At 63.9% G+C, this 24930-nt stretch carries 21 protein-coding genes; 9 read left to right on the top strand and 12 right to left on the bottom strand.

Annotation, left to right across the window (positions count from 1 at the left end; translation table 11 throughout):
- Window positions 1-17: 17 nt before the first annotated feature.
- On the bottom strand, window positions 18-1250 hold the full coding sequence (locus ABIB06_RS32755) for a cytochrome P450 (RefSeq protein WP_354051865.1): 1233 nt from the start codon (window positions 1248-1250) through the stop codon (window positions 18-20).
- A gap of 107 nt (window positions 1251-1357) precedes the next feature.
- On the opposite strand from ABIB06_RS32755, the gene ABIB06_RS32750 reads away from it, so the two are divergent.
- From ABIB06_RS32750 to cnbZ, 9 genes are all read left to right on the top strand, one after another.
- Window positions 1358-1912 carry a phosphonopyruvate decarboxylase gene (locus tag ABIB06_RS32750; protein WP_354051863.1) on the top strand — a complete coding sequence of 185 codons (555 nt, stop codon included), beginning with the start codon at window positions 1358-1360 and terminating at the stop codon, window positions 1910-1912.
- Window positions 1909-2499, top strand: a complete 591-nt coding sequence (locus tag ABIB06_RS32745; RefSeq protein WP_354051862.1) for a thiamine pyrophosphate-dependent enzyme — start codon at window positions 1909-1911, stop codon at window positions 2497-2499. The genes ABIB06_RS32750 and ABIB06_RS32745 overlap by 4 nt, the downstream gene beginning before the upstream one ends.
- 135 nt (window positions 2500-2634) lie before the next feature.
- Window positions 2635-3336: a TetR/AcrR family transcriptional regulator gene (locus tag ABIB06_RS32740; protein WP_354051897.1), complete on the top strand. Its 702-nt coding sequence runs from the start codon at window positions 2635-2637 to the stop codon at window positions 3334-3336.
- 1 nt (window position 3337) lies between these two features.
- Entirely contained in the window at window positions 3338-4531 is a 1194-nt protein-coding gene (locus tag ABIB06_RS32735) for an efflux RND transporter periplasmic adaptor subunit (protein ID WP_247349684.1), read from the top strand.
- Between the two features lie 76 nt (window positions 4532-4607).
- On the top strand, window positions 4608-7703 hold the full coding sequence (locus tag ABIB06_RS32730; RefSeq protein ID WP_354051896.1) for a MexW/MexI family multidrug efflux RND transporter permease subunit: 3096 nt from the start codon (window positions 4608-4610) through the stop codon (window positions 7701-7703).
- A 139-nt stretch (window positions 7704-7842) separates the two neighbouring features.
- Window positions 7843-10440: an ATP-binding protein gene (locus ABIB06_RS32725; RefSeq protein WP_354051861.1), complete on the top strand. Its 2598-nt coding sequence runs from the start codon at window positions 7843-7845 to the stop codon at window positions 10438-10440.
- Entirely contained in the window at window positions 10437-10826 is a 390-nt protein-coding gene (locus ABIB06_RS32720; protein ID WP_354051860.1) for a response regulator, read from the top strand. Before ABIB06_RS32725 ends, ABIB06_RS32720 begins: the two co-directional genes overlap by 4 nt.
- Window positions 10823-12073 carry an adenylate/guanylate cyclase domain-containing protein gene (locus ABIB06_RS32715; RefSeq protein ID WP_354051859.1) on the top strand — a complete coding sequence of 417 codons (1251 nt, stop codon included), beginning with the start codon at window positions 10823-10825 and terminating at the stop codon, window positions 12071-12073. Before ABIB06_RS32720 ends, ABIB06_RS32715 begins: the two co-directional genes overlap by 4 nt.
- 9 nt (window positions 12074-12082) lie before the next feature.
- A complete protein-coding gene (gene cnbZ, locus ABIB06_RS32710) occupies window positions 12083-12829 on the top strand; it encodes a 2-amino-5-chloromuconate deaminase CnbZ (protein WP_247441380.1) in 747 nt (248 codons plus the stop codon).
- Here the strand turns inward: cnbZ and ABIB06_RS32705 are convergent.
- The 11 genes from ABIB06_RS32705 to ABIB06_RS32655 all read right to left on the bottom strand — a co-directional run bounded on the left by ABIB06_RS32705 (window position 12826) and on the right by ABIB06_RS32655 (window position 24927).
- Window positions 12826-13713, bottom strand: coding sequence for an ABC transporter permease (locus ABIB06_RS32705; RefSeq protein WP_354051858.1), 888 nt, complete (start codon window positions 13711-13713; stop codon window positions 12826-12828). The genes cnbZ and ABIB06_RS32705 overlap by 4 nt on opposite strands.
- A 3-nt stretch (window positions 13714-13716) precedes the next feature.
- Window positions 13717-14658: an ABC transporter permease gene (locus ABIB06_RS32700; protein ID WP_354051856.1), complete on the bottom strand. Its 942-nt coding sequence runs from the start codon at window positions 14656-14658 to the stop codon at window positions 13717-13719.
- 31 nt (window positions 14659-14689) lie between these two features.
- Window positions 14690-16201 (bottom strand): ABC transporter substrate-binding protein, encoded by a 1512-nt coding sequence (locus ABIB06_RS32695; protein WP_354051854.1) that lies wholly within the window; start codon window positions 16199-16201, stop codon window positions 14690-14692.
- A 23-nt stretch (window positions 16202-16224) separates the two neighbouring features.
- A complete protein-coding gene (locus tag ABIB06_RS32690) occupies window positions 16225-17325 on the bottom strand; it encodes an ABC transporter ATP-binding protein (RefSeq protein WP_354051853.1) in 1101 nt (366 codons plus the stop codon).
- The gene (locus ABIB06_RS32685; RefSeq protein WP_354051851.1) at window positions 17325-18314 is read right to left on the bottom strand and encodes an ABC transporter ATP-binding protein; all 990 of its coding nucleotides are present in this window, start codon (window positions 18312-18314) and stop codon (window positions 17325-17327) included. The genes ABIB06_RS32690 and ABIB06_RS32685 overlap by 1 nt, the downstream gene beginning before the upstream one ends.
- Complete coding sequence (locus ABIB06_RS32680; protein WP_354051849.1) at window positions 18311-19021, bottom strand: DUF1028 domain-containing protein; 711 nt, start codon at window positions 19019-19021, stop codon at window positions 18311-18313. The genes ABIB06_RS32685 and ABIB06_RS32680 overlap by 4 nt, the downstream gene beginning before the upstream one ends.
- Before the next feature lie 10 nt (window positions 19022-19031).
- Window positions 19032-20837, bottom strand: coding sequence for a gamma-glutamyltransferase family protein (locus ABIB06_RS32675; RefSeq protein ID WP_354051847.1), 1806 nt, complete (start codon window positions 20835-20837; stop codon window positions 19032-19034).
- Window positions 20838-20918: 81 nt separating this feature from the next.
- On the bottom strand, window positions 20919-21908 hold the full coding sequence (locus ABIB06_RS32670; RefSeq protein ID WP_354069848.1) for an ABC transporter ATP-binding protein: 990 nt from the start codon (window positions 21906-21908) through the stop codon (window positions 20919-20921).
- On the bottom strand, window positions 21905-22891 hold the full coding sequence (locus ABIB06_RS32665) for an ABC transporter ATP-binding protein (protein ID WP_354069850.1): 987 nt from the start codon (window positions 22889-22891) through the stop codon (window positions 21905-21907). The genes ABIB06_RS32670 and ABIB06_RS32665 overlap by 4 nt, the downstream gene beginning before the upstream one ends.
- A 73-nt stretch (window positions 22892-22964) precedes the next feature.
- The gene (locus ABIB06_RS32660; protein ID WP_354051842.1) at window positions 22965-23936 is read right to left on the bottom strand and encodes an ABC transporter permease; all 972 of its coding nucleotides are present in this window, start codon (window positions 23934-23936) and stop codon (window positions 22965-22967) included.
- Window positions 23937-23946: 10 nt separating this feature from the next.
- The gene (locus tag ABIB06_RS32655) at window positions 23947-24927 is read right to left on the bottom strand and encodes an ABC transporter permease (RefSeq protein ID WP_007607877.1); all 981 of its coding nucleotides are present in this window, start codon (window positions 24925-24927) and stop codon (window positions 23947-23949) included.
- Window positions 24928-24930 lie beyond the last annotated feature (3 nt).

Here is a 24930-nt window from a genome sequence, read left to right as displayed (position 1 = left end):
GCAGCGGCGCTGAGGCCTCAGCCGATCGCGCAGGGCACGCTCAAAAATCCGCGGAACCGCACCCGTCCGCCCCGCACCGGCTGTCCGCTCACGGCGTAGTTCGGGAAGCGCGCCAAAAAGCGCGAGACCGCGATGGCGCCTTCCAGCCGCGCCAGCGCCATGCCGGCGCATTGATGCGCGCCGGTGGCGAAGGCGAGATGCCGGTTCGGCGTGCGCGCGACGTCGAATCTCTCGGGGTCCGGAAACTGTGCCGGATCGCGGTTGGCAGCGCCGATGCAAAGCGTAATCGACGTGCCGGCGTCGAGCATGACGCCGCCGAGCTCGACCCGCTCCGTGGTCATGCGGTTACCGAGTTGGTTAGAGCTTTCGTAGCGCAGCATCTCTTCGACCGCAGGCTTGATCAAATCCGGATGGCCGATCAAGCGCTGTTTCTGATCCGGATTCCGGTCGAGCGTCACGAGGCCGTTGCCGATCAGGTTGGTGGTGGTCTCGTGGCCGGCATTGAGCAGGAAGATGCAATTGTGCAGCAACTCCTTCTCGGTCAGCCGCTCGCCGTTCTCCTCGCCATTACCTTCTCCCTGGATCAGTCGCGTCAGCACGTCGCGTTCGGGATTGCCGGGCCTTTCGCGACGGCGCACGACCAGCGTCGAGAGATAAGCGAGAAATTCCGTCACGGCTTTATTGCCGCGGGCAGCCACTTCCGGCGACACCACCGGTTCGAGCGCACCGAGGATCGCCAACGACCAGTCGCGCAGCGGCTCGCGCTCGTCATGGGGAACGTCGAGCAGATTGCCGATCACCTCGATGGGGATCGATGCGGCGAAGTCTTCGATCAGTTCGCAATCACCTTTGGCGGCGATGGCGTCGAGCAGGCCGTCAACCAGCTTGATGATATCAGGCTCCATCCCCGCGATCGCACGCGGTGACAGCGCGCCCATGATCAGGCGCCGCACGCGCGTATGCGCCGGCGGATCGTTGAAGACGAGGCTGGTGGTGTGGTGCTCGTAGAGCGGGGTGTCGCCGTATTTCGGCGCGAACTCGCGCTTCTTGTCCGAGCTGAACGATTTTGTGTTTTTGTAGGTCGTGACGAGATCGTCATAGCGGGTCAGGAACACGGTGCCGTTGGGCAGGCGCCTGACCGGTTCGTTCTCCCGCAGTGCACGATAGGTCGGGTAGGGATCGGCGTAGAAGTCGGACGTCAGCTTCTCCAGATCGAACTTGGCTGCCAGTTCATTCGCACTTGCGTTCATGCCGCCATACTCGCCGGTTGAGTCCGATATGCTGTTTTCGCTCTTTCGAGCGACGCGGGTCACCGTCTACAGTCGTGTCGTGATTTGCAAGCCGACCGGACAGGAAAATGCACGCCCGCGCTGACGCTGCCGACACGGCCGCCGAGTCTAGCACTCATTGGCCCGACGATATTTTCGCGACCTTGCAACGCTTCGGCGTCCGGCAGGTGCCCTACGTGCCCGACGCCGGCCATTCGAGGCTGATCGAGCGCGTGCTGGCCTCGTCCATGATGCGCGGCATTCCGCTGACGACGGAGGAGGAGGGCGTGGCGCTGCTGGCCGGCGCCTGGACCGGCGGACAGCGCGGTGTGTTGCTGATGCAGTCGAGCGGCGTCGGCAATTGCATCAACATGCTGTCGCTGATCCCGATCCTGCGCTTTCCGTTCCTCACGCTGGTGACCATGCGCGGCGAGTGGGGCGAGTTCAATCCGTGGCAGGTGCCGATGGGATCGACCACGCAGGGCGTATTGGAACTATCAGGCGTCAAGGTGCTGCGTGCCTCGAACGCGGCCGAGGTGCCGGCCGTATTGGAGGCGGCGGCTGGACAGGCCTACAACGCCCTTACGCCCACCGCTGTCCTGCTGTCGCAACGCCTGATCGGCGCCAAGGTTTTCACCAAATGAGCAAGGCCAATCTTCTCGACCGCCGTCAGGTGGTGTCCGCGCTGCTTGCGAACCGCAAGGACGTGGTTGCGATCGGCGGCCTCGGAGCTTCCACCAACGACATGTGCGCGGCCGGCGACCACGCGCGCAACTTCTATCTCTGGGGCGGCATGGGTGGCGCGGCGATGATCGGCCTCGGGCTCGCGCTGGCGCAGCCAAAACTGCCGGTGCTCGTCATCACCGGTGACGGCGAGATGCTGATGGGGCTGGGCAGCCTCGCCACCATCGGCCTGCAGAAGCCGTCCAACCTCTCGATCGCAGTGCTCGACAACGAGGCCTATGGCGAGACCGGCGGCCAGACCAGCCACACCTCGGCCGCCGCCGACCTCGTCGGCGTCGCCAGGGCCTGCGGCATCGGGGATAGCCGGTCTGTGACAACCATGGCCGAGGTCGAGGCCTTCGCCAAAGGCGTCCACGACGTCTCGGCCGGACCACGATTCGCCAACGTGAAAATCGACAGCGCCAATCTGGAGCGGATCTTGCCAAGTCGGGATGGGACTTACATTCTCAACCGGATCCGCGGCGACCTCGGCTTTCAGCCGATCTAGGCGGGTTTCCCCAGCGGCCCCGTCCTGCACGGGGGCCCTGTGGGCAAGATCAATTTCCACTGAAATTACAACGCATTTAGGTTGCGTTGCAGCATAGTGCTTGACTTTTACGTGGGTGAGTGCTTACTCACTAGCATGAGCTCACTGCGTATGACGAGCGACCTGAGGCGTCAATTGATCCTCGGCGCCGCAAAGCGTTGCTTTGCCCGACACGGCTATACCGGCACCACGACCAAGAGCGTGGCGGCCGCCGCTGCCATTTCCGAAGCGCTGCTGTTCAAGCATTTCCCGTCCAAGGCCGCGCTGTACGCCGAAATTCTCAGCGACGAATGCGAGGCTGACCCGGCGCTCATGGATCTGCTCGAACGGGAGCCCTCGACCGTCACCCTGGTCGAAGTGATCCGCGGCATGGTCGGACATTTCCTTCAGATCGCTGACGGGCCCGACCGGGAAGAAGCCCAGCGCCTGCGACTGATGGCCACGAGTCATTTGGATGACGGCGAATTCGCCCGTTTGCTATATGCCAAGATCGAAACGCTGATCGGGGCGGTCTTCGTCGCCTCGCTCAAGCGTGCGGTTGCCGCCGGGGACGCGCGGCCATACAACGGCGAACCGCTCAACCTGTTCTGGTTTGCGCATCACACGGCGATGACGGCTGCGCTGACCAGGCTGCCGGCCACGCCGTGTCTCGCTTATGGCAAGGCGAACGACCTCGAGCGGCAGCTCTGCGAGTTTCTCCTGAGGGGTATCGGACTTAACGACGCCGCAATTGCGTCGCATTTGGGCCGCGACCAGGCCGCGGATGCGGGCAAGACGGCGATTGCAGAAAGCGCATGACATGAACATCGTAACCGAACACAAGATTTCGGGCGAACCGATCGACACCAAGGCTCCCAAGCGTCCGGTCCGGCCGGTGCTCTGGTTCGTTATCGTCGGAACGCTTCTGGGCGTGCTGGTCGGTGGCCTCGTCTGGTTCAATTATTTCCGCGGCCAGATGATCAAGCAGTTCTTCGCCAACAACAAGCCGCCGCCGGTCGCGGTCAGCGCCGCCGAGGCGAAGTCCGAGGTGGTGCCGAACCTGTTGACCGCGGTCGGTGGTCTCGCCGCCGTGCACCAGGTCGATGTCAGCGCCGACGTCAACGGCCGCGTCACCGAGATCAAGTTCGAGCCGGGCACGCATGTCGAGGCCGGCACGCCGCTGGTGCAATTGTTCGACGCGGCCGAGCAGGGCGATCTCGCGAGCTTCAAGGCGCAGGCAACCGTTGCGCAGCTGTCGCTCGACCGCGCCAAGCAACTGGCGTCGCGCCAGTTCGGTCCGCAGGCGACCGTTGATCAGGCGCAGGCTGCCTACGACCAGGCAATGGCCGGAATTGCCAAGACCGAGGCATTGATTTCGCAGAAGCTGGTGCGTGCACCGTTCTCCGGCGATCTCGGCGTCCGCAAGGTCGAGGTCGGCCAGTATCTGACAGCCGGCACGGCCATCGTTTCGCTGACCGATCTGTCGGAGCTGTGGGCCAACTTCACTGTGACGGAAAAGGACTCGGGCAACCTCAAGGTCGGTCAGCCGGTTCGGCTGAAGGTCGACGCCTATCCGGGCCGCACCTTCGACGCCAAGATCACCACGATCGAGCCGCAGATCTCGACCGACACCCGCAACATCCGCGTGCAGGCGACCATCTCCAATCCGGAGAAGATCCTGAAGCCCGGCATGTTCGTGACCACCACTGTGGTGCTGCCGGACAAGCCGGCCGTGGTCACCGTGCCGGAGACGGCGGTCGACTACACGCTGTACGGCGACTCGGTGTTCGTGATTACCGAGAAGAAGGAAGAGGACGGCAAGACCAGCCTGAGTGCGGTGCGCACTTTCGTGCAGACCGGCAACCGGGTCGAAGGCCGCGTCGAAATCGTCAAGGGCGTGAAGCCGGGCGACAAGGTCGTCGCCGTCGGCCAGCTCAAGCTGCAATCGGGCGCGGCGGTGTCGATTTCGACCGACCCGGCTCCGCAGATCCCGGCGCAGCCGCCGCGATACTGACATCGCACACGTCGCAGCATGATCCGGCCCGGCCGGGTCATGCGCTTTGCAAGTCAACGAAATCGAGATCGCCGCGATGCGCTTTACTGATATTTTCATCAAACGCCCGGTCCTGTCGATCGTCGTCAGCCTGCTGATCCTGCTGATCGGCCTGCGCGCGGCAACGACGCTGCCGATCCGGCAATATCCGAAGCTGTCGAACACGGTCATCAACATCACGACCGTCTATCCGGGCGCATCCGCGGACCTGATCCAGGGCTTCATCACGACGCCGATCGAGCAGGCGGTCGCTTCCGCCGAAGGTGTCGATTACATCACCTCGTCCTCGGTGCTCGGCACCTCGACGATCCAGGTCTACATCAAGCTGAATTTCGATCCGAACCAGGCGCTGACCGAGGTTCTGGCCAAGACCAACTCGGTCAAATACCTGATCCCGAAGGAATCCAACGATCCGATCGTCACCAAGACCACGGGCCAGACCACGGCCGTGATGTATCTCGGATTCTCGTCCGAAGAGCTGTCGGGCTCGGCGATATCAGACTATCTGACGCGCGTTGTGCAACCGGTGCTGTCGACCGTCGACGGCGTGGCCTCCGCCGACATTCTCGGTGGCCAGACCTTTGCGATGCGGCTGTGGCTTGATCCCCTGAAGATGGCGGGCCGCAACGTGTCGCCTGCGGACGTCGCGGCCGCGATCACCGCCAACAACTTCCAGTCCGCGGCGGGGCAGACCAAGGGCTATCTGATTGTCTCGAACGTATCGACGAATACGGGCCTGACCGACGTCAACCAGTTCAAGAAGATGATCGTCAAGGCCAAGGACGGCGGCTTCGTGCGGATGGAGGACATCGCCACCGTCGAGCTTGCGGCCCAAAGCACAGACGCGAGCGTTGCCTTCAACGGCGAGCACGCGATCTTTATCGGTGTGCAGGCAACGCCGCAGGGCAACCCGCTGACCCTGGTCAAGGGCGTGCGGGCGCTGTTCCCTGAGCTGGAGCGCAATCTGCCGCCGTCGATGAAGATGAAGGTCGCCTACGATTCGACCAAGTTCATCCAATCTTCGATCGACGAGGTGGAGAAGACGCTGGGCGAGGCCGTGATCATCGTGATCGTGGTGATCTTCCTGTTCCTGGCCTCGTTCCGCTCGGTCATCATTCCCGTCGTCACCATCCCGCTGTCGATGATCGGCGTCTGCACGCTGATGCTGGCGCTGGGGTTCAGCTTCAATTTGCTGACGCTGCTTGCGATGGTGCTCGCGATCGGCCTCGTGGTCGACGACGCCATCGTGGTGGTGGAGAACATCCATCGCCATCTGGAGGAGGGGAAAACGCCGGTGCAGGCGTCGCTGGAAGGCGCGCGCGAAATCGTCGGTCCCATCATCTCGATGACCATCACGCTCGCGGCCGTGTACGCGCCGATCGGTTTCCTTGGCGGCCTGACCGGCTCGCTGTTCCGCGAATTCGCCTTCACGCTTGCGGGCTCGGTGATCGTGTCCGGCGTGATCGCGCTGACGCTGTCGCCGATGATGTGCTCGGTGCTTCTGAAGAACACCGAAGAGGGCCGCTTCGCCAAGTTGGTCAACAAGGTGTTTGGCGCGCTGACGCGGTGGTACGGACGCAGGCTCGATCGCTCGCTCGACTACAAGGCCATCACCGGCCTGTTTGCGGTGACCATCCTCGGGCTGGTCGGCTTCCTCTACATGCACACGTCGAAGGAGCTGGCGCCCGAGGAAGACCAGGGCATCGTGTTCGCGGTGACCAAGGCGCCGAAATACGCCAACATCGACTACGTCGACTTTTACGGCGAGAAGCTCGACAAGGAATTCCAGAAGTTCCCCGAGACCGATCTTCGCTTCGTGCTGAACGGCATCAACGGCCCGCAGGGCGGTATCGCCGGCATGCTGCTGAAGCCGTGGGAGGAGCGCAAGCGCTCGTCGATCCAGCTGAAGTCGCTGGTGCAGGCCGAGCTTTCCAAGATCGAGGGCGTGCAGGCGTTCGCGTTCAACCTGCCGCCGCTCCCGGGCGGTCCGGGCGGCCTGCCGGTGCAGATGGTCATCAACTCCACCGCCAGTTTCCAGACGGTCTATGAACAGATGGAGAAGTTAAAGGCCGCCGCCCGCAAGAGCGGAATGTTCATCGTCTCCGACAGCGACCTTGCCTACAACCAGCCGAACGTGAAGGTGACGATCAACCGCACCAAGGCCCAGGATATCGGCGTCAACATGCAGAACCTCGGCAGCACGCTCGCGGTGCTGCTCGGCGGCAACTACATCAACCGCTTCAATCTCGAGGGCCGTTCCTATCAGGTCATCCCGCAGGTGCCGCGCGGCCAGCGGCTCTCGCCGGAATCGCTCGCCGGCTACTACGTGACAACCAACACCGGCCAGCAGCTTCCGCTCTCGACGGTGGTGTCGATCGAGACCAAGACCGAGCCGAATTCGCTGACACATTACAATCAGCTCAATTCGGCGACCTTCTCGGCGGTGCCGATGCCCGGCGTGACAGTCGGTGCGGCGGTCGACTTCCTCGAGAGCGAGGCCAAAAACCTGCCGCAAGGTTTCAGCCATGATTATCTAGCTGACAGCAGGCAATATGTGCAGGAAGGCAACCAGCTCGCGGTCACCTTCGGCTTCGCGCTGATTATCATCTTCCTGGTGCTGGCGGCGCAGTTCGAGAGCTTGCGAGATCCGCTGGTCATCATGATCTCGGTGCCGATGGCGATCGTCGGCGCACTGATCCCGCTGTTCTTCGGCGTGGCGACCATGAACATCTACACCCAGGTCGGACTGCTGACTTTGGTGGGCCTGATTACCAAGCACGGCATCCTGATGGTCGAGTTCGCCAACGAGCTCCAGATCAACGAGCGGCTCGATCGCCGCTCAGCCATCGAAATGTCGGCCCGCATCCGTCTCCGGCCGATCCTGATGACCACGGCCGCGATGGTGACGGGCCTGATCCCGCTCCTGACCGCGACCGGCGCGGGCGCGGCCAGCCGCTTCTCGATCGGTCTGGTGGTCGTCGCCGGCATGTCGATCGGCACGCTGTTCACGTTGTTCGTGCTGCCCGCGGTTTACGTGGTGCTGGCGACCGACCATCGCGCGGCGGCCGATTCCGAGCGGAACAAGCAGGTCAACGATCTCGACCTCGGCTCCAAGGCGCTGCGGCCAACCTGAGGACGCAGGTAAGCTAACCCGAGGGCGGCAGCGGCAATCCGCTGCCGCCCTTTTCTATTTGCCCCGGGGGTCCGATTGCCATCAGGCTTTCCCGCGCTCGCGAGAGACAAGGTCCGGTCTTCTTGCTAGGTTCGGCGGGATGAGCCTTTCCCTCCACCCCGATACTCCGCAAGCACGGGCGCTGCCGACTGCGGCGCCGGCTGGCGTCGCGTCCGGCACGACGCCAGGGCAGGGGATCAGGACCCGGCTCTTTACCAAATATGTCGCGCTGTTCGTGGCCGTCGTCGCCATCGCGCTGCTGGCCAACGGCCTGTTCGAGGTCTTCTTCTATTATCGCGAGCACAAGGCCGCGCTGATCCGGGTTCAGCATGAACAGGCCGAGGCGGCTGCGGCCAAGATCGGTCAGTTCATCAAGGAGATCGAGAGCCAACTCGGCTGGACCACGCAGCTGCCATGGTCGGCGAGCTCGATCGAGCAGCGCCGGTTCGACGCGCTACGGCTGCTGCGCCAGGTGCCCGCCATCACCGAGCTCGCCCAGATCGATGCGACCGGCAGGGAGCGGCTGCGGGTCTCGCGGCTCGCCATGGACGCGATCGACAGCGGGATCGACCTGTCGGACGATCCGAAGTTCACCGAGGCGGTCGCGCACAAGGTTTTTTACGGCCCGGTCTATTTCCGCAGGGAGTCCGAGCCGTACATGACACTGGCGCAGGCCGGGTCGCGCAAGGATGCGGGCGTCAGCGTCGCGGAGGTCAATCTCAAGCTGATCTGGGACGTCGTGTCCCAGATCAAGGTCGGCGAGCACGGACACGCCTACGTGGTCGGTCCGGAGGGACGCCTGATCGCGCACCCCGATATCAGCCTGGTCCTGCGCAACACCGACATGTCTGGTCTCGCGCAGGTGCGCGCCGCGCTGGCCGGAGGCGGCGCCACGCTCGATGCGCTTTCCGAAGCGCGCAACATCCAGGGACAGAAAGTGCTGACCGCGTCGGCTCCGATCGCGCCGCTGCACTGGACCATGTTCGTCGAGATGCCGGTCGAGGAAGCCTATGCGGCGCTCTATGCTGCGTTGGAACGGCTTGCCTTCGTGCTGCTCGCGGCGTCGATCTTCGCGGTGCTCGCCGGGATATTCCTGGCGCGTCGCATGGTCGGGCCGATCCAGGCGCTGCGGAGCGGCGCCGAGCGCATCGGCGGCGGCGATTTCTCCCAGCGGATCTCGATCAGGACCGGCGACGAGCTCGAGGGGCTCGCGGACCAGTTCAACCACATGGGCGAGCGCCTGCAGGAATCCTATGCGGATTTGGAAAAAAAGGTCGAGGTGAGAACGGCTGAGTTGACCGAGTCGCTCGAGCAACAGACCGCTACGTCGGAAGTGTTGCAGGTCATCAGTTCGTCCCCGGGCGAACTCACACCGGTGTTCCACAAGATGCTCGAGAATGCCACACGCGTCTGTGGCGCGAGTTTCGGCGTAATGAATCTGTGGAATGGCGAGAGTTTCACGATTGTTGCGGATTACAATGTGCCGCCTGCGTTCGCGGCTTCGCGAAAAGACCTGCCGATCCGTCCTCATCCGGAGAGCGCACTTGCTGTGGTCGTCAGGACACGCCGGGTCGTCCATGTTCATGATGTGCAGGAAACTCCGGCCTATCTTGCCGGAGGTCCGACCATTCGTGGAATCTCCGACGTGGCCGGCGCCCGCACGATCGTCATAGTGCCCATGATCAGGGAAAACGAGCTGATCGGAACGCTCGCAGTTTATCGCAAGGAGGTCCGGCCGTTTACCGATAAGCAAATCGCGTTGGTTGAGAATTTCACGAAGCAAGCCGTCATCGCTATCGAGAACACGCGACTGCTGAACGAGTTGCGCAAGCGTACGACGGAGCTGTCGCAATCCCTCGAAGATCTGCGCGCCGCGCAGGACCGCCTGGTCCAAACCGAGAAGCTGGCGTCGCTCGGTCAGCTCACGGCGGGGATCGCGCATGAGATCAAGAACCCGCTCAATTTCGTCAACAATTTCTCGTCGGTGTCGACGGAGTTGATCGACGAGCTCAACGAGGCCCTGCAAACGGCCTCGCTCGAAGGCAAGACCAAGGAAGAGGTCGAAGAGCTGACCGGCATGCTCAAGAGCAATCTCGAAAAGGTGGTGCAGCACGGCAAGCGCGCCGATTCCATCGTCAGGAACATGCTTCTGCATTCGCGCGAGGGCTCCGGCGAGCATCGCCCCAGCGATATCAACGCGATCGTGGAAGAGAGCCTCAATCTCGCTTATCATGGCGCGCGTGCCGAAAGACCCGCCTTCAACGTCACGATCGAGCGCGGCTTCGACCCCGCGGCGGGCATGGTCGATATTTATCCGCAGGAAATCACTCGCGTCTTCCTCAATCTGATCTCGAACGGCTTCTACGCCACAGCCAAGCGCAAGGAGAACGCCGCAGACGCCTTCGAGCCCACCTTGCGCGCGGAAACGAAAAATCTCGGCGATAAGCTCGAGATACGTATTCGCGACAATGGCACCGGGATTCCGCCCGAGGTGAAGGAGAAGATGTTCAATCCCTTCTTCACCACCAAGCCGGCCGGCGAGGGCACCGGGCTCGGCCTTTCCATGAGCCATGACATCGTCGTGAATCAGCACGGCGGTACCATCGACGTGAACACCGAGCCCGGAGTATTCACCGAGTTCATCATCACCCTGCCGCGCATAATGGCGGCGGGCGACACTTCCGGAGGCAAGTCTTGAACGTTTACATCCTGGTCGTCGATGACGAACCCGACGTCGAGACGCTGTTCCGGCAGCAGTTCCGGCGCGACCTGCGCGCCGGCCGCTTCCAGATGGAATTCGCGCCGTCTGCGCCCGATGCGCTGAAGCTCGCCGCCGAGGTTCGCGATCCCTCGTTGCTCCTGATCCTGTCAGACATCAACATGCCCGGCATGAGCGGGCTCGACATGCTGCCGAAGGTGCGTGACGCGCATCCTGACGTTCCCGTCATCATGATCACCGCCTATGGCGATGCAGAGACGCGCCGGAAGGCGATCGAGCGCGGCGCGGTCGGACTTCTCACCAAGCCGATCGATTTCGCGCTGCTGCGGCAGGAAATCGACACGAGGCTCGAGCAAGCCGCATGACCGCGACCATTCTCTTCGTCGACGACGAGCCGGATCTCGAGGCATTGGTCCTGCAAAAATTCCGCAGGCAGATTCGCGATGGGCTGGTGACCATCATGTTCGCGCGCGATGGCCTCGAGGCGCTGCAGTCGCTCGAGCAGAATCCGCATGTCGACATGGTCGTCTCCGACATCAACATGCCGCGGATGGACGGGCTGTCGCTGCTGGCGAAGCTCCAGGAAGCCGAAGACAAGAAGTCCACCATCATCGTGTCGGCCTATGGCGACATGAGCAATATCCGCACTGCGATGAACCGCGGTGCGTTCGACTTCCTGACCAAACCGATCGACTTCGCCGACCTGGAGATGACGATCCAGAAGACCATCCGCCACATCGAAATGCTGCGTGAGGTGCGAGGCCGCCAGGCGGAGGCGGAGCGCGCCCACGCCGCGCTGTCGCGTCATTTCTCGCCCGAGCTCGCCAAGCGTCTCGCGGCAGGGAGCGAAGGTAAGGGAATCGAAGTACAGTGGCGCGATGTAGCGACCATCTTCACCGACATTACCGGCTTCACCTCGCTGGTCGAGAGTGCGCCGCCGGAGACGCTGGGCGCGCTTCTCAACGAATATGTCGGCGGGATGACCGAGGTCGTCTTCGCCCATGAGGGGACAGTTGCCAAGATCATCGGCGATGCGATCCAGGTGCTCTTCAACGCGCCCGGCGATCAGCCCGATTATGCGACACGCGCAGTCGCCTGCGCGCACGGTCTCGACGCCTGGGCGGAGGATTTTTCCGCACGCTGGAAGACGAGAGGCGTGAATTTCGGCACCACCCGTATCGGCGTTCACGCCGGGCCGGCCCTGGTCGGCAATTTCGGCGGCAACCGGTTCTTCGACTACACCGCGTACGGGGACTCCATCAACATCGCGGCGCGGCTGGAAGCCGCAAACAAGCATCTGGGCACACGGATTTGCGTCAGTGCCAGCGTCGCCAAAGCGGCTGAGAATTTTCAAGGTCGTCCCGTCGGCGAGCTGTTGCTGCGCGGACGCAGCGAGCCGTTGCGGGCGTTCGAGCCGTTGGCGCAGGCCCAATTCGCTGCGCCGGAAACGGCGCTGTATTCCGAGGCTTTTGCCAAGATGGAGGCCGGTGACGGCGCCGCCATGCCGGCCTTTGCCGCGCTGGTCGGAATGCATGCCGACGACTCCCTCGCCGGCTTTCACCTGAAGCGCCTGCTCAACGGTGCCAAGGGTATTCGCATGCAACTGGAATAGGAGTCCGACATGACACGCGAATTTTCCGCCGGCAATTACCGCTTTATCCCGTCCGTGTTCCAGTATTCAGCCGGTGCGGCCGCGGATGACGGCTATGAGATCGAGCGCGTCCGCTTCGACCGCCCGGTGCCGCTCGCGGAAGGGTTTGCGCTTGCGGCGAAATACATCCAGGAGGCGGGGCGGCCACTGACGGCGTTCTGCGCCTGTGAGCTGCGCTCACCGGCGGCCTTCAGCGAGGACGGTTTTCGCGCGTTCAACCTGCATTATGTTAAGACGCTGTCCGAATGGGGCATCTTCGACGGCACCACGAATCCGGTGGCGCGCAGCAATGTCTGTCCCGAGATCGATCCGCCGGCCGAGCCGTCGTTCTATGCGTTCTCCTTCACGCGGCCGACGAGCTCGAGGACGCCGAGCTTCGTGATCGCCGGCGGCGCCGAAGCGCGCGAGGGTAGCGGATCCTATGTCGAGCGTACCGTGCGCTACCGCGACCTCAGCCCGGAGGGCCTTCGCGAAAAGGTCCGCTTCACGACGACCTCGCAGATGGAGAACCGGATGACGGCCTTCGGCTTCGGCTGGAAGGACACGACCGGCGTGCAGGCTTATTCCGTGCACGACTTCCACCACGCGCTGGTCGACGAGCTGGTCCGCCGCGGCGCGCTGCGCTCCGGCCTGTCCTGGCACTATGCCCGGCCGCCGGTGGTCGATCTCGAATACGAGATGGATTGCCGCCGGGTGATGCGGGAGATGGTGATCTAGCGCTGGCGCGGATCGAGCGCGTCGCGCAGGCCGTCGCCGAGCAGGTTCAGCGACAGCACCACGAGGAAGATCGCAAGCCCCGGCCAGATCGCCATCCAGGGCGCCTGGGTCAGGAAGCGCTGTGCCGCATTGAGCATGCTGCCCCAGGACGGCGCGGGTGGCTGCTGGCCGAGGCCGAGGAAGGACAGCGCTGCTTCGGCGATGATGGCGGCGGCGATCGACAGTGTCGCCTGCACCAGAAGCGGGGGCAGGATGTTCGGCAGGATATGCGAAAATGCGATCCGCCACGGCGGATTGCCGAGCGCGCGAGCCGCCTCGACATAATCCTCGGCCTTGACGTTCAACACCAGCCCGCGGGTCAGGCGGATGAAGATCGGGGTGGCTGAGATACCGATCGCGATCATGGCGTTGCCGAGGCTCGGACCGAGGAACGCGGCGAGTGCGATCGCCAGGATCAGGAACGGGCAGGCCAGCATCGCGTCGGTGATCCGGCTGATCAGCGCATCGACAAAACCGCCACGATAGCCGGCGAGCAGGCCGAGCGGCACGCCGATGCCGAGCGCAATCGTAACCGAGATCAGGCCCGCGAGCAGCGATGCGCGCGCGCCGTAGACGACACGGCTCAGGATATCGCGGCCGAGCTCGTCGGTGCCGAACCAGTGCGCCGCGGTGGGCGGCTTGCGGACCAGGCTCCAGCTCGTCGCTATGGGATCATAGGGCACGACGAGTGGCGCAAGCAGCGCGAAGCCGATGAACAAGGTGATCACGACCAGTCCAAATACCGCCGCCTTGCGCTTGAACAGCCGCCGCCGCGCGCGGCGCGCCGGGCTGTCCAGCTCGTAGGCCTGGGTGGTGGGACTTGTAGATAGCGCAGCGTCGGTCATCGCCTAGCCCCTTAGCCGCGGATTGACGAGGACATAGGCGACGTCGGCAACGAGGTTGAGGGTAATGTAAACCGTCGCTGTGACCAGCACCACACCCTGCACCACCGCATAGTCGCGGTTGAACACCGCGTCCACGATCAGCTTACCGAAGCCGGGAATGGAGAAAATCTGTTCGGTCAGCACGGCGCCTGACAGCAATGTGCCGAGCTCGAGCGCGCCGAGCGTGATGATAGGCGTCAGCGCATTGCGCATGGCGTGCTTGAGGATGACCGAACGTTCCGACAGTCCCTTCGCGCGCGCGGTGCGGACATAATCGCTTTCCAGCACCTGGAGCATGGCGCTGCGGGTATGCCGCATCAAAACCGCGGAAATCGCATTGCCGAGTACGAAGGCGGGCATGATGGTGGCAGCCAGACTCGCGCGCCAGTTTTCGGTGAGCGGCACGTAACCCGACGCCGGCAGCCAGCCAAGTTCGATCGAAAACAGGAAGATCAGCATGATGCCGAGCCAGAAATTCGGCGTCGAGATGCCCCATAGCGCGAACAAATTCGCGCCATAGTCCCAGACGGTACCCTTCTTAACGGCGGAGACGATGCCGGCGGGAATGCCGATGAAGAACGCGATCAGGATCGCCATCGATCCGAGCTGGAGCGTCACCGGCAGCTTCTGCGCGATCAGCTCGCGCACCGGCATCTTGTTGCGCAGGGACTCGCCGAAATCGCCTGATAGAACGCCCTTGAGCCAATAGACGTACTGTACCGGGATCGGCTTATCGAGCTTATACTGCTGCCGGATCTGTTCGATCACGGCGGGATCTCGCTCCTCGCCGGCCATCACCAGCGCGGGATCGCCCGGCAATAATTGCTGGAGCGAGAAGATCAGCACCGACACGAAGAACAGCGTCGGGATGATCTGCGCGATGCGGTGGGCGAGGAAGTTCAGCATGGTTCGGATCGCGTTCTGGAGGCGGCCTCGATCACTTGAACTTCAACCCGACCACCCGCACCAGCCCGTCGGGCATCTGCTTGTAGCCCTGCAGCTTGGTCGTATGCGCGATCAGGAGCGTGCGGTGATAGATGTAGATGATGGGCAGATCGTCGAGCAGGATTTTCGCCAGCTTTTGGTAGATCGCCTTGCGCTCCTCGACATTGGACGTCATCCGTCCATCTTCCATCAGCTTGTCGGCATCCGGGTTTGCGTACACGCCGTCATTCTGCGCCGCCTTGCTGCGCATGAAGATGTAGGAATTGCCGTCGGGATCGATGCGGCCGCTCCAGTTGATCTGGAAAACCTGGAACTCGCCGGCCTGGGCCTGCTTGAAGGTCGTCGCGAACTCGACGGCGCGGATCTTGATGTCGAAGCCCGCTTCCGCGGCCATCGACTGGACCACCTGGGCGACGGCTTCATTCTCCGCGCCCTTGGGGATCATGTAATCCACGGTTACGGGCAGCGTGACCCCGGCTTCCTTCAACAGCGCTTTCGCCTTCGCGATGTCACGGCCGTGGACCGGGAGCGCCTTCTGGTAATAGGGATGTGTCGGGCTGACCCATTGATTGCCCGGCGTGAACTCGCCGTTGAAGACGACCTGATTGAGGGCTTCGCGGTCGATGGAAAGGTCGAGCGCCTGGCGGACTTTGGCCGACTGGCTCAGCGGCCCCTTGGTCTTGTCGTTACCGATGTTGACGGTCAGGCCGAGATAGCCGAGCTCGGGCGCCGTCGACAGCACCAGCCGGGAATCGGCGCGCACGTCCTTGATATCGGTGGCGAGCACGCGCTCGATCAAATCGAGTCCGCCAGACTTCAGATTGGCGAGGCGGACGGTGGCATCGACGATCGGCAGGAATACGACCCGGTCGATATGGATATTGTCCTTGTTCCAGTAGTCGGCAAATTTTTCGAACACCATGCGGTCCTGCTGGACGCGTTCGACAAATTTGTAAGGTCCTGCGCAGACCGGATGCAGGCCGAACTTGTCGCCGGCCTCCTTCGCGGCCTTCGGCGACACCATCATGCCGGAGCGGTCGGTGAGCTGGGCGATCAGCGGCGAGTAGGGGGTCTTGAGCATCAGCTTGATGGTCAGGGGATCGACGATCTCGACATGGTCGACGCTGGCAAGCTCGGGCTTCCGGAACGAGGTCGGCAGCGTCATATGACGCTCGATCGAGAACTTTGCGGCCTCCGCGTCCAGCGGCTCGCCGTCATGAAATTTGACGTTGGGTCGGAGCTTGATCGTCATCTCCTTGCCGTCGGCCGAGGTCTCGTGTGACAGCGCGAGCTGCGGCACGATGTTCAGCTTCTCGTCGATGTCGAACAACTTGTCGCAGAAGGCGGAGAATACGATGCGGCCGACATAGGTGCGGCCGATGCTGGGGTCGAGGATGTCGGGGTCCTCGGCGATGCCGATGCGAAGTGTGGTCTGGGCCTGGGCGCCGCCCACGAGCGACGTCAGCAATGCCGACGTCAGGATCGCCAAACGCATGAAACTCATCGCTCTCACCCTCTGTTTGACGGCTAGGCCGGGTCGGTCCTCAATGAACTAACCCCGCCGGCGCGTGCTGCTTCCGGGCCGCCGCTGAAGGCGGCGACCAATTTTTCAAGAATCGGCGAGAAGCCCCCGTCCGACGGTACGATCGCCTCGGACGACGGCAGTTCCGACGTTCGATGGCACGCCGTTGCATGTCCGATGCCATCCGGCAGCAGCTGAGGCATTTCGCTGCGGCAGCGCTCGACTACATAGGGGCAGCGGGTGTGGAAGCGGCATCCCGGCGGCGGATTCAGCGCGCTGGGAATCTCTCCCTGAAGCACGATCCGGCTGCGCTTTGCCCGCGGTTTAGGCACGGGGATCGCGGACAATAGCGCCCGACTATAGGGATGGCGGGGTGCGGCGAACAGCGCGTCCGCCGCCGCCGTCTCGACGATCTGACCGAGATTCATCACGGCCACATGGTCGGCGATGTGCTTGACCACGGCGAGGTCATGCGAGACGAAAATGTAGGCGAGGCCGAGCCGGTCCTGGAGTTCGCGCAGCAGATTGAGGATCTGCGAGCGAATCGAGACGTCGAGCGCCGAGACCGGCTCATCACAGATGATTAGTTTCGGCTCGACCGCGAGCGCGCGGGCAATCGCGATGCGCTGGCGCTGGCCGCCGGAGAATTCGTGCGGATAACGCCGGGCCAACCGCGGCTCCAGCCCGACCAGCCGCAAGATCTCCTCGACACGCTCGCGCCGCTGTGCCGCCGGCACGAGATCATGCAGCGCCAGCGGCTCGGTCAGGATCTGGCCGACCGTCATGCGTGGGTTGAGCGAGGCGTAGGGATCCTGGAAAATGATCTGCGCCTCGCGGCGGAAGGCGCGCAGCGCGCCGGCGTCGAGGGAGAGGAGATCGCGGCCTTCGAAACGGATTGTGCCTGCATCCGGCTCGATCAGCCGCAGCACCAGGCGGCTGACGGTGGATTTGCCGCAGCCGGATTCGCCGACCAGCGCCAGCGTCTTGCCGGCCTGCAGCGAGAAGGAAACGCCATCAACCGCTTTGACATGCGCCAGCGCCCGGCCGAACAGCGAGCGCTCGGCGACGAAATGCTTGACCAAGCCTTCGACCTCGAGCAGCGCCATCAGGACACCAGGCGTTCGAGCGGCGCGCGGATACAGCGCGAGAGGTGGCCGGGGCTGACTTCGACCAGCGGCGGTGGCGCCTTGGTGCAGGTGTCCAGCACGAAGGGGCAGCGCGCGGCGAAACGACAGCCCGCGGGGGGCTGCATCATGTTCGGGACCATGCCCTCGATCGTGGCAAGCTGTTCGGCGCGATGGTCCAGCCGCGGGATCGAGCCGAGCAGGCCGACGGTGTAGGGATGCTGTGGCGCCGAGAACAATTCGTCGACCGGCGCGCGCTCGACGATCTCGCCGGCATACATGACGGCGACCTCGTCGCAGACTTCGGCGACGACGCCGAGATCGTGGGTGATCAGGATGATCGCGGCGCCGCTCGCCGCCTTCAATTCCCGCATCAACTCGAGGATCTGCGCCTGCAAGGTGACGTCGAGGGCGGTGGTCGGTTCGTCCGCGATCAGCAGCCGCGGGTCGCAGGCGAGCGCCATCGCGATCATGACGCGTTGGCGCATGCCGCCGGAGAGCTTGTGCGGATATTCGTCGATCCGCCGCTCGGGCGAGGGAATGTGGACGCGACGCAGCAGTTCGATTGTCCGGTCGCGCGCGCTGCGGCGTGAGCCGCCGCGGTGGCGCAGAATCGTCTCGATGATCTGGTCGCCGATGGTGAAGCTCGGATTGAGCGAGGTCATCGGCTCCTGAAAGATCATCGCGAGCCGGTTGCCGCGGAGATCCCGCAAGATCTGGTCTGGTGCCTGCAACAGATCGAAGCCGTCAAAACGGATCGCGCCTGAGATCTCCGCGCTCTGCTTTGGCAGCAGGCCCATGATCGCCAGCGAGGTCACGCTCTTGCCGCAGCCGGATTCGCCGACGAGGCCGAGCGTCGCGCCATTGGCGACGCTGAGATCGACGCTGTCGACCGCGTGGGTGATGCGGCCGTCGTCGCCGTGAAAACGGATGCGGAGATCCCTGATCTCGATGAGGGGGCTCGCGTTCATGACCGCTTTGCGCGCGCTGCGGCGATGCTGGCGTCAATGACGCTGCGATCGGTGTTGCCTGCCGGGTTCTGCCGCGTTGGCATCGAGTCGCGAAAGTGAACCCACAGCTCCTGGCTGACTTGTTCGAGCCGTTCGAGTTCGCCGAGCGGATCGGGATGATCGTCGGCACGTACGTCCAGTACCGGCCATTCCTCCTCGCCGTGGATCAGGAGCGCGGCGGACTGCTTGCCGCGCTTGTCCCCGCCGGCGGCTTCGCCCGCGCGCATCGCGGCGAGCAGGCGGCGCGGGAAGGGCAGGCTGTCATTGGCGATGTAGGTTCTTGCGGTCTCGTCGAGCACGTCGGCGCCCGCGAGCATGTTGCCGGCGATCGAAAAGCCGCTGCCCGCGATGTGCCCGCACCAATCGACGCAGTCGCGCCCGGTATGCGCCGCGATCTCGCCGCTCGCATCCATGATGTGGATCTGGCGGCTCTCGCGGCCATCGTCGGTCGCGAGCAGGGCAGCCAGCACGTCGTGCGTGTTGAGACCCTCGCGCAGCAGCTTGACGCCGTCGATGCCGTAATAGGGATTGACGAAGGCCTGCGTCGCGATAGCGCCGAGACCGGCAGCGATATAAGGGACACGCGCGCCGACGGCGAAGAAGCGCGTGGCAACGGCGATGCCGAACTGACCGGTGGCAGAATCTCGCGCGATGATCGACCAGGTCATATACTGCCCTTTAGCGCCCTGCGGCGTAGCCCTGCATGCCGCGCGGATTGGCGGCGGCGCGCCGTCGTACACCGACGCGGGAGGCCGCGGTGAGGCGGCCTTCCGACCAGTCCGATCCGACCTCGACGATATGTCCGCGTTCGCGAAGATTCTCGATCGACGCCTTCGGCACGCGGTTCTCGACCACGAGCACGCCGGGGCGCGCGGTACGCGGCCAGAACGAGATCGGAAAGTGCTCGGAATGCCAGGCCGGCGCATCGATGGCTTCCTGGAGATTGAGGTTGCAATGGACGTGCCGCAGGAAAAATTGCGTGATCCACTGATCCTGCTGGTCGCCGCCGGGCGAGCCCCAAGCCAGGTAAGGCTCGCCGTCACGCAATGCCATGGTGGGTGAGAGTGTGGTGCGCGGTCGCTTGCCGGGCGCGAGCGCCGCGGGGTGATCCTCCTCCAGCCAGAACATCTGGGCGCGGCTGCCGAGGCAGAAGCCGAGCTCCGGAATGATCGGAGAGGATTGCAGCCAGCCGCCCGACGGCGTCGACGACACCATGTTGCCGGCCTTGTCGATGATGTCGAAATGCACGGTGTCGCCGCGCACCTCACCAAAACGCCCCACCGTCGGCTCGCCGGCGCCGAGCGCGCCGACCGCCTCGCGCTGCCCCTCGGCACGGCGCAACTTGACCACGCCGCCAAAGCCCTCGATCGAGCCGGGGAGGAAGTCGAGCGAAGCCTTGTCGGTGACGAGCTTGCGTCGTTCGTCGTTATAGGCGTCCGACAACAGCGTCGCGATCGGGATATCGCTGAACTTGGGGTCGCCGTAGAATTTCTCGCGGTCGGCAAAGGCGAGCTTGGCGCATTCGATCTGGAGATGGATGAATTCCGGACCGGTCGGATCGAGCCCGTCAAGCGCAAAGCCCTTTAGCAGCGCGAGTTGCTGCAGCGTCACCGGGCCCTGGCTCCAGACGCCGGCCTTGCACACTGTGTAGCGGCCGTAGTCGTAGGTCAGCGGCGCCTCGACCGTCGGCTGCCAGCGCGCCATGTCGTCGGCCGATAGCACGCCGCGATGAGGCGAGCCGCTGACGTCCATCACCTCCTGGGTGCGGCAGAATTTGTCGATGGCTTCCGCCACAAAGCCATGCGACCACGCCTTTCGCGCGCGCTCGATCTCCGCTTCGCGGTCGCCGCCGCCGCTTTCGGCTTCGCTCAGAATCCGTGCGTAGGTCGCCGCAAGTGTCTTGTTGGTGAAGAGTGTGCCGGGTTTTGGCACTTCGCCGTTCGGGAGATAGACGGCGGCCGACGTCGGCCAGTGCTTGCGGAACAATTGCTCGACAATCTGGATCGTGGCGCAGGCGCGCTCGACCAGAGGATAGCCGTCGCGCGCATAAGAGATCGCAGGCTCCAGCACGTCGCGCACGCGCATCGTCCCATAGTCACGCAGCAGCATCATCCAGGATTCGAAGGTGCCGGGGACGCAGGCCGCGAGCAGGCCGGTGCCGGGCACCATGTCGAGGCCTTCGCTCTTGTAATGCGCGATGGTGGCGCGGGCCGGTGCCGGACCCTGGCCGCAGATCACCTCGGTGCGACCGCGCTTGACGTCGTGCACGATGATCGGCACGTCGCCGCCGGGACCGTTCAGATGCGGCTCGACCACCTGGAGCGTGAAAGCGGTGGCGACGCCGGCGTCGAAGGCGTTGCCGCCTTTTTCCAGGATGGCCATGCCGATGGCGGTCGCGATCCAGTGTGTGGTCGCGACGACCCCGAATGTGCCCTCGATCTCGGGGCGTGTCGTGAAGGGATCGGGATTGACGATGCTGGCCATGGACTACCTCATTTGCGGCGCGCGCAATTGATCACAGGGCCAGGCCGCCGCCAAATGCGCAGGCTGCATGGCACGCGCGCGTCACGCCGGTACCGGCGCGGTGTTGACCGCGTGGCAGGCGACGCCATCGATCAGTTCCGGGGCTTCCTTGCGGCAGAGATCGAACGCCAACGGGCAGCGCGGATTGAAGGCGCACCCGGACGGCGGATTGATCGGGTTCGGGATCTCGCCCTTCACCGGAATGCGTTGGCGGCCGCTCATGGCAAGATCGGGCACGGCGCCGAGCAGCATCTTGGTGTAGGGCATGCGCGGACGGGCGAACAACTCGCGCCCCTCCGCGATCTCGACGATGCGGCCGAGATACATGACGCCGACACGGCTCGCCATGTGGCGGACCACGGCAAGGTTGTGGCTGATGAGCAGGTAGGTCAGGCCGAATTTGTCCTGGAGGTCGCGCATCAGGTTCAGGATCTGCGCCTGCACCGAGACGTCGAGCGCCGAGGTCGGCTCGTCGCAGACGATGAACTCCGCGTCGGAGGCGAGTGCCCGCGCGATCGCGATGCGCTGGCGCTGGCCGCCCGAGAATTCGTGCGGAAATTTCAACCTGTCGTCGGGATGCAGTCCGACAAGGCTGAGAAGCTCGCCGACGCGCGCCTGGATGTCGCGCTCGCCCTGAATCAGGTCGAAGGCGCGAATCGGCTCGGAGATGATGGCGTCGACCCGGAAGCGCGGGTTCAGGCTCGCATAGGGATCCTGAAAGATCATCTGGATGCGGCGGCGCAGTTTTCGGCGTGCCGATGCCTGCCGCGGATCGGTCATCGAGACGCCGTCGATCAGGACGTTGCCGGAGCTCGGCGGCAGCAGGCCGACGACCATCCGCGCCGCTGTGGTCTTGCCCGAGCCGGACTCGCCGACCAGCGCAAAGGTCTCGCCCTTCCTGATGTCGAAGGTGACGCCATCGACAGCTTTGAGGTATTCGAGGTGTCGGCCTTCGAGCACGCGGTTGAGCCAGGGTTTCGACACGTCGAAGACGCGGCGCAGATTCGTGGCCTGGACGAAGGGAACGCTCATGCCGCGCTCTCCGCCGGCATGCTGTCATAGAGATGGCAGGCGACGGATTGTGTGCCACGCGGCAGCGGCTCCGGCCGCTCCGCCCGGCAGCGATCGAAGGCGGACGCGCAGCGCGGATTGAACGAGCAGCCGCGCGGGATCGCCGACAGGCGCGGCATCGAGCCGGGGATCTGCACCAGGCGCTTGTCGTCGCCGGCGAGCGTGGGGATCGCGCCCATCAGGCCCTTGGCATACGGATGCAGCGGATTTCTGACGACGTCCTGCACTGGGCCGATCTCGGCGATGCGGCCGGCATACATCACGGCAACGCGCTCGGAGGCCTCGGCGATGACGCCCATGTCGTGCGTCACCAGCATCACGGCGGTGCCGTGGTCGCGCCCGAGCCGCTTGATCAGCGAGATGATCTGCGCCTGCACGGAGACGTCGAGCGCGGTGGTCGGCTCGTCCGCGATGATCAGTTCCGGCTCGGCGCAGATCGCGAGCGCAATCACCACGCGCTGACGCATGCCCCCGGAAAATTCGTGGGGATAGCCGTCAATGCGCTTTTCGGGCGCGGGGATTCCGACTTCGGCAAGTAGGTCGATGGCGCGGCGGCGTGCGGCGGTCTCGGACAGATTGAGGTGGGTCCGGATCGTCTCGACGATCTGGTCGCCGACCTTGTACAGCGGATTGAGCGACGTGAGGGGATCCTGGAAGATCATGCCGATGCGCTTGCCGCGGATGCGGCGCATCTCTTCTGGCGGCAAATTGTCGATGCGCAGGCCCGCAAGTCGAATCTCGCCGCCGGCGATGCGGCCGGGTGGATCGATCAGCCCGATCACCGAGAGACCAGTGACGGACTTGCCGGCGCCGGATTCGCCGACTACGCCCAGCACCTCGCCCTTGGCGATGTCGAAGGAGACGCCGTCGATGGCGCGCAACGTGCCGCGGCGGGAAGCGAACTCCACCTGAAGATTGCGGACGGAGAGAATGGGTTCGGTCATGAGCGGGACGCTCTCATCCGAGTCTTGCTCATCCGAGTCTTGCTTATCCAAGTCTTGCTTATCAAAGTTTTGCTCATCGCAGCTTCGGGTTTAGCGCGTCGCGCAACCAGTCGCCGAGCAAGTTGATCGACAGGATCAAGGCAGCGAGCGCGATACCGGGGAAGGCGACGATCCACCATTCGCCCGCGAACAGATAGTTGTTGCCGATGCGGATCAACGTGCCGAGCGAGGGCATTGTATCGGGCAGGCCGACGCCAAGGAAGGACAGTGTCGCCTCGGTAATGATGGCGAGCGCGAGGTTGATCGTGGCGATGACCAGGATCGGCCCCATTGTGTTTGGCAGCACATGACGGAACATGATCTTTGGTGCGGGAAGGCCGATCAATTGCGCGGCAGCCACGTAATCCTTGTTCTTCTCGACCATCACGGAACCGCGCACCGTCCGGGCATACCCAACCCAGAAACTCAGGCCGATCGAGATCACCAGCACGACCAGCATGCTGGTTGCATCCAGCCGGTTGCCGAGGATCGATTTCGCGATGCCGTTGACCAGCAGCGCGATCAGGATGGCGGGGAAAGTGAGTTGCACGTCGGCGATCCGCATGATCACGCCGTCCACCGCGCCCCCGAAATACCCGGCGACCAGGCCAAGCGCGATGCCGAGGGCGCCGGCGAAGATCACGCCGGCCACCCCGACGGCGAGCGAGATCCGCAGCCCGTAGAGAATGGCGGAGAACACGTCGCGGCCCTGCTCGTCGGTGCCGAACAGGAACGGGCTCTGGCCCTCGGTGGTCCAGAGCGGTGAAATCCGGGAATTCATCAATTGGAGCTGTGCCGGATCGAACGGGTCCTGCACCGCGAGCGCGGAGGCAAAGATCGCGAGCAGGAAGAACAGCACGGTAATGGCTGCCGCCACCATGGTCAGCTTGGATCGGCGAAACGAATAGAAGATGTCGCTGTCGAGTGCGCGGCTGAACCAGCTACGGGCGGCATGCGTCGGCAGCGTGCTCGGCTTGTCGGGATTGGAGGCGGCCACTTCGGACATGCAGACTGCCTTATGTGGCACGGCCGACGGTCGCGCGCAGGCGCGGATCGACGACCGTGTAGAGGATGTCGACCACCAGATTGATGGTGACGAAAATCAGCGAGACCATCAGCAGGTAGGCGGCCATAATCGGGATATCGACGTTTTGCACGGCCTGCACGAACAGAAGTCCCATGCCGGGCCATTGGAACACGGTTTCGGTGATGATCGAAAATGCAATAACCGAGCCAAACTGCAGTCCGGCTACCGTGATCACGGGAATCAGCGTGTTCTTCAGCGCGTGGCCGAAATGAATGGCACGGGTTGTCAGCCCGCGGGCGCGGGCAAAACGAATATAATCGGTCCGAAGCACTTCGAGCATCTCCGCGCGCACCAGCCGCATGATCAGGGTCATCTGGAACAGGCCGAGCGTGATCGAGGGCATGATCAGCGCCTTCAGGCCCGACAATGTGAGCAGGCCCGTGGTCCACCAGCCCAGCTTGACGACCTCGCCGCGGCCGAACGAGGGCAACCAGCCCAACGTCACCGCGAACAGATAGATCAGAAGGATGCCGATCAGGAAAGTCGGCAGCGAGATGCCAATCAGCGAAACCGCCTGGAATAATTTGGCGAGCAGGGTGTCGCGCCTGAGCGCCGAATAGACGCCCATCAGGATGCCGGACACCATTGCAAATACGGTCGCGCAGATCGCAAGTTCCAGCGTTGCGGGCATACGCTCCATCAACAGCGTCGAGACCGGCTGGCGGAACTGATAGGAGACGCCGAACTTGAATTGCGCGGCATCGGCGAAATAGCGCACGAACTGCACCGGCACGGGATCATCGAGGCCGAGCGATTTGCGCACGGCTGCGCGTTCGGCCGCCGGCGTATCGAGCGAGACGATCTGGTTGATGGGGTCGCCGGCGAAGCGGAACATCGAGAACGCGATGATGCCGACGGCGAACATGACGCCGATCGCCTGAACGGCCCGGCGAAGAGTGAAAGCGAGCATGCC

Source organism: Bradyrhizobium sp. LB8.2 (assembly GCF_040548035.1).
Taxonomy (GTDB): domain Bacteria; phylum Pseudomonadota; class Alphaproteobacteria; order Rhizobiales; family Xanthobacteraceae; genus Bradyrhizobium.
This window is presented reverse-complemented; position numbering and strand designations above follow the sequence as displayed.